Source organism: Actinospineispora eucalypti, assembly GCF_039543365.1.
Classification (GTDB): domain Bacteria; phylum Actinomycetota; class Actinomycetes; order Mycobacteriales; family Pseudonocardiaceae; genus Pseudonocardia; species Pseudonocardia eucalypti.
Genome location: NZ_BAABJP010000059.1, coordinates 1 through 5,713 on the forward strand (window position 1 = coordinate 1; position 5,713 = coordinate 5,713).

A 5,713-nucleotide genomic window follows, 5' to 3' on the forward strand; every position below is an offset into this window, starting at 1 on the left:
GTGACCCGCAGCCTGGACCCCACCGGGACAGGCCGCGCCCGATGGACGATGCGCTGGAAGCCCGGCCGGCGCGAGCCGGCTATCACGATGTGCTCACAAATCTGGCCACCGGACAAGACCAGCCGAAACGGCGCCGGGCGAGAAAGATCGACACCCTTAGTCAGCAGGTTGGGCAACCTCCCGCATCGAGGATGCGTCGGCAAGCTAGTCCTGCTGGTCGTGATCACTCCCCCGCACCAGCACTTCGGTTCCCGCATGGCTTCGACATGCACACGAACGCGTCCCTCGGGTCCGGATTCATCGGGCAAGACCTGAGCCCGACCATGGCCCAGCTTCACCGACACGGCGTCGGTGACGGGCCGGTGAACGCGCGGTCGACGCGGTGCAGGGCGTAGGCGCCGATGGCGATCAGGGCGGATGCGCCGATCAGGGTGGCCGAGTGGCTGCCGGAGACGGTGACGCCGAGCCCGGCAAGCAGCGGGCCCGCGGCGCGGGCGGCGACCAGGAAGATGGCGATGATCCCGTTGATGTGTGGGTAGTCGCACGGCCCGTAGTAGTCCACGAGCACGGTGCCGCGCAGCAGGTCGGGCAGCCCGTAGCCGAGGCCGAAGAACACCACCAGCGTGACGATCGCTACGGTGGCCGCCGGGGTGTGGCCCGTGCTGAGCAGCGGGGCGGGCAGGGCGAGGGCCTGCGCGACGAACAGCAGCGTTGCCGTGCGTTGCGCGGGCACCCGGGGCTGGAGTGCGGTGCAGGCCAGGCGGCCGAGCACCTGGAAGCCACCGACCGCGCCGGCCGCGAGGGTGGCCTGGGACAGCTGGTAGCCGCGGTCGGTGAGGTAGGCGACCAGGATGACGGTCACGGCGAGTTTCCCGGTGGTGTGGCTGACCAGGCCGAGGGTGAACCAACGGAACGATGCGCGCCGGGTGATCGCGGGCCCGGTGCTGGCCGGCTGGGCCGGCGGCCTTGTGTCGGCGGATCGTCCGTCGGGATGTGCTCCCACGTCGGCCGGCCAGCGCCGCAGCAACCCGGCGTGCAGCGGAACCGTGATCAGGCCCAGGGCCACGGCGAGCAGCACGAGGGTGGTGCGCCAGCCGTACGCACCGACGAGCAGGCCGGTGAGCGGGACGAACACAGTGCTGGACAGGCCGCCGGCGATGGTCAGCACCAGCACGGCGCGGGCGCGGTGGCGAGTGAACCAGGTCGCGGTGACAGCGAACGCAGGTTCGTAGAGGGTGGTGGCCATGGCCAGCCCGGCCAGCACGAACGCCGCGTAGAAGCTGACCAGGGAATGGGCCTGTGCCCACATCAGCAGTGCCGCGACGCCGAACAGGCTGCCCGCGGTCATGACCCCCCGGGCGCCGTGGCGCGCGAGCCGGCGTCCCACCGGAACCGCAACGAGCCCGGAGACCGCCACCCCCGTGGCGTACGCGCCGTTGAGCTGCGCGGTCGACCAACCGAGCTCGGTGTGCATGGGCACCACGAACACCGAGAAGGTGTAGACAAGTACGCCCCACGAAACCAGCTCGGTAACGGCGAGGCCGGCGACCATCCACCACCCGTAGAACACCCGCCGCCACGGCGCGGCGCAGGCACTCGCGCGGGGGCCGGAGGTCACGTGCGCGGTGCTGACGGGTCGATGGCGAGCAGTGCCCCGCGGAACGCGGCGGCCGGGTCGGCGTCCACCAGCGCACGGCGGTGGCTGACCCAGATCGTCTTGCGCAGTTCCGGTCCGTCGAGCGCGAGGGTGTGCAGCCGCCCGGCGGCCACCTCGGCCTCGGCGGCGGCGCCGAGCACCAGGGAGACCCCGAGCCCGGCTTGCACGGCCGTCTTGACGGCGGCGGTGCTGCCCAGGTTCACTGCGGCCGGCAGCCGGGCCGCGTCGGCGCCGAGCGTACGCTGGAGCAGCGTTCCGGTGCCGCTGGCCGGTTCCCCGCCGAGCAGCGTCTGGCCGGCCAGCTCGTCAACACTCACGCTCGTCCTTGCGGTCCACGGATGGTCCGGACCCACGATCACGACCAGGGGTTCGTCCCGCCACGGCGTGGCCTCGAACCCGGGCCGCCGGTCCCACCACTCGGTGAGCGCGACGTCGACCACACCGGCGCCCAGGTCGTCGAGGATCTCGCGGTTGGTACCCATCCGCTGCCGGATGCGGTAGCGCTCGGCGTGGGCCTGCCCGATCGATTTGATCACCGGTTGGAGCAGGTAGATGCCGATGTTCGAGGCGGCACCGACGACCAGCTCGGCATCGCTGAACAGCCGGGTCGCCCGGTCGGCGAGCTCCAGCATGGCGCGGGCATAGCGCTCGAACGCCGCGCTCGCCCCGACGGGCACGCACCTGGTGGAAGCGCGCTCGATCAAGCTGGTGCCCAGCTCCGCCTCGAGCCGGCGGACATGCTGGGACACCGCGCCCTGGGTGACACCGAGCCGGTCGGCCGCCGCGCGGAACCCGCCGGTGTCGAGCACCGCGACGTACGCGGCGACCTGATTCAGGTTCATCGCGGGGCCTCCCCGGCGCCCTCGACCCGACGCGGCGGAGTGACCGCGCCTTCGGGGTGCCTGCCGTCCAGCGCGGCACGGACCTGCTCGGCCGCAGCCAGCCCCATCTCGCGGCGCACGTCCTCGACCGCGGAGCCAAGGTGCGGAGTGAGCACGGTGCGGGGGTGCGCCAGCAGACCCGGCGGGACCTCTACCGGAGCCGCGCCGGGCGCGGCGGTGTCTTCGAAGGCGAACACGTCGGCCGCGTATCCACCGAGCCGGTCTTCCCGCAGCGCCTCGACCACGGCGCCCTCGTCGACGACGGAGCCGCGCGCGACGTTCACCAGGCACGCTCCCCGCCGCATCCGGCCCAACGCCGCCGCGTCGATCATCCGCCGGGTGCCGGCGGTCAACGGCACCAGCGGCACCACGACGTCACTGCCGGCCAGCAGCTCGGACAGCAGGACCCGGCGGGCGCCGAGCCGGTACGCCTCGGGCTCGGGCAGCGCGACCGGGTCGGTGTACACCAGGCTGGCGCCGAAGCCGAGCAGCCGGGCGGCCACCGCCCGCCCGATCCGACCCATCCCGATGATGCCGACGCATGCCCCGGCCAGGCCGCTGCCGTAGAAACGGGGCCGCCACCCGGCGTGCCGTCCCGAACGCACCCACGCGTCGCCCTCCACCAGACGCCGCCGCAGCGCCAGCACCAGCCCCACCACCAACTCCGCCGTGGGCACCGTGAGCAGATCCGGCAACACGGTCACCCACACCCCGCGCCGCACGCACTCCGCCAGGTCGACGAGGTCGGCCCCCTTGAACACCCCGCTGACCACCCGCAACCGCGGACAGGCCGCGAGCAGCTCGGCGTCCACCCGGTCGGCCATACACACCACGAGGCCGTCCGCGTCACGCGCCCTGGCCAGCACCTCGGTACGTGGCCACACCTCCCGCCCCCGCGACGGCGCCACCGGGTGACAGAACTCGGCCAGCCGCGCCGTCACATCCGGGTGGACCCAGTGCGTCACAACGACCAGCATGTGACGACAGTACCTCATCAAAATAGGGTTTAATGAGTTTTACGTCCAGGAGCGGTTCGTGCACGCCCCCCGGCACGACCGCCTGAACGGCCGTGCCGAGGGACGCCAACGGGCGCCGCCCTCCGATGTGATCAAGCCATCTCGGGGACCCGCAGGTGGGCCAGAGCCAGCTCGAACTCGCAGACATCGAGGACGTCCACACCCGCTTCCCGGGTACCGGACTCACGGATCGCCGCGGCCCGCTCCCGGCTGCCCTCCAGCGCGGCCGGACTATCGAACGTCACCGACGACACCGAACGCCCGCTACCACGGTTGATCAAGAGGCTGGAACTGCACATTCCGTCCATTGCCTCCAACGCGGGCAGCACCCGCGACCGGTAGACGTCCAACGCCCGGTCCGTGCCGGCCGGGTCCATGCGCACCCAGGTGGCGCGCACACACGCCCCGGGACCGGAGGTGTGGTCGCGGTGCAGCAGCGCGATCTCCCATTCCTCGACCTCGGGCTCACCGCCGCCGAGCAGCTCGGCGACCCCGCCGCGGACCGACCGCAGTCGCGCATCGCTGGCGCGCATCATCTCCTCGTCGCGCCACGCACTCGTCGCGATACAACGCCCGCCCTGCCGGTCAGCCAGCATGGACAGGCCGATGCAGCCGTCCATCTCCATCAACGCGGGCATCACCGCGTCACGGACATGCGCGATGCCCGCGTCGATCAACTCCTGACGTGCTCGAATCGTTGTGGAACGCGCAAACACGATCCACCCCCTTTCGAACTGCCGACACGCCTCATCGCGTAGCCGGTCGGGTCCCACCGTGCTCCGGGCAGGCACACAGGGCAATCGGCGAATCGGGGTGGAAGTAGCGCGAGGCGCGAGAGACACCAGCCCCGCCGGTGCACGTGCAACCAGCCGGATCGCTGTGGTGTGTCCCCGGCTGTCCGCGGCGGCGAAGACCATCGACAGCCACGCAGGCAGAGCAAGCCCTGCGCGGACCATGGCGTCTACGCCGCTGCCGGAATGGCCACCGCGCCTCGCCGTCGAGTCGGCCTTGCACTATTGCCAGCCGCACAGCGACGTGGCCGCGCTCTTCGACCCAGCCGGCCGGCGCACGCCAGGTCGGCGCCTTCCAGGCTCTTGTGACAGGCGAACATCGACACATCGAGCAGAGCCGATCCCGCCAGGCCAGCCGAGGTATCCCGACTGCGAGCACGCACGCTGGGGATGGCGCAGATCCGACGTACACGATTCCTCGAACCCGCGGCGGCGCCATGCCCGTCGCAACGCCGCCAGTATCCGTCAGCTGGCCCCGGCAGTGGCCCGCAATGTCGATCACGGCCATCCGAGAGTAGCGACACCCAAGCCAGACGAGTGCGCGGACGACGGGGCCGAACTGTCGCGACGAGCCCGACTCGACCTCCGGCTCCTCATTCAGGTCCCGAGGCTGGGCGTACGTGCTGGCCCATAGCCCGGATACAGGCCAGTGCGCAGGTCAGCGGGCCATTTCACGTCTACGGGACGTCGTGAGGCCGTGACAGCGAGCCGACAGGCGCGACGGTTGAAGCAGCGAGCACTGGCTCAATGCCGTCCGTCGCCAGGCCACGACCTCCGCCTCAGGCACTAGAACGCCTACCTCGCCCCCCGCTGCCGGCACCTGCTGTCCCGCTGCAGCCTCACACGCAGGCTCGTGGGCCTTGGAGCACTCCACGCCCACTGCTTCGATTTCGTGTCAGCTGGTTCGGACATGCCGGGCACGTGCGGCTCACCCAGGCGGCTCCGCCCTACGGGCGCCACGGCCGGGACGAATCTGTTCCGTGACTGTTCCGTGGATTCCCACACAAAGCCACCAACCAGACCCGGAGCCCCACAGAGGGCACCGAGGCAGCACAATAGCGTTTCCGCTGGTAGAAGCGCTTCTCCTCTTCTAGCTGCCGGAGAGTTTGTAGCCGGAGAACTTGTCCCGGAGGGTCTTCTTGGAGCACTCCGCACTCCGGTGCCGCGTACGACGCTGACCAGCAGCCATCGAGCCATCGACGGTCTTGACCGGCAGTACCGTCCAGGTTCCGCACGGAACGAAACCCCGCAACCGGTTTCGGATAACGAGCGAATTCGTGGACCAGATCGTCTTCCAGCGCCCGGGGTCTATCCCGTGATCGGTGTTTCCGGCGGTTCGGTTAGTAGCTCTCAGCTGCCGGCCAGCGG

The 5,713-nt window shown here is 70.8% G+C and carries 4 protein-coding genes; all 4 read right to left on the reverse strand.

What is annotated here, in order from left to right:
* Nucleotides 1-334: 334 nt before the first annotated feature.
* Nucleotides 335-1,618 carry an MFS transporter gene (locus tag ABEB12_RS38015; protein WP_185062950.1) on the reverse strand — a complete coding sequence of 428 codons (1,284 nt, stop codon included), beginning with the start codon at nt 1,616-1,618 and terminating at the stop codon, nt 335-337.
* The gene (locus ABEB12_RS38020; RefSeq protein ID WP_185062951.1) at nt 1,615-2,499 is read right to left on the reverse strand and encodes a LysR substrate-binding domain-containing protein; all 885 of its coding nucleotides are present in this window, start codon (nt 2,497-2,499) and stop codon (nt 1,615-1,617) included. Before ABEB12_RS38020 ends, ABEB12_RS38015 begins: the two co-directional genes overlap by 4 nt.
* Nucleotides 2,496-3,515 carry an NAD(P)-dependent oxidoreductase gene (locus ABEB12_RS38025; protein ID WP_185062952.1) on the reverse strand — a complete coding sequence of 340 codons (1,020 nt, stop codon included), beginning with the start codon at nt 3,513-3,515 and terminating at the stop codon, nt 2,496-2,498. The genes ABEB12_RS38020 and ABEB12_RS38025 overlap by 4 nt, the downstream gene beginning before the upstream one ends.
* A gap of 131 nt (nt 3,516-3,646) precedes the next feature.
* Complete coding sequence (locus ABEB12_RS38030; protein WP_185062953.1) at nt 3,647-4,270, reverse strand: antibiotic biosynthesis monooxygenase; 624 nt, start codon at nt 4,268-4,270, stop codon at nt 3,647-3,649.
* Nucleotides 4,271-5,713: the final 1,443 nt, after the last annotated feature.

What these genes read in the sequence shown, in the direction of transcription:
- ABEB12_RS38025 (WP_185062952.1), bottom strand. Translation starts at nt 3,515, where the DNA reads ATGCTGGTCGTTGTGACGCACTGGGTCCACCCGGATGTGACGGCGCGG.
- ABEB12_RS38020 (WP_185062951.1), bottom strand. Translation starts at nt 2,499, where the DNA reads ATGAACCTGAATCAGGTCGCCGCGTACGTCGCGGTGCTCGACACCGGC.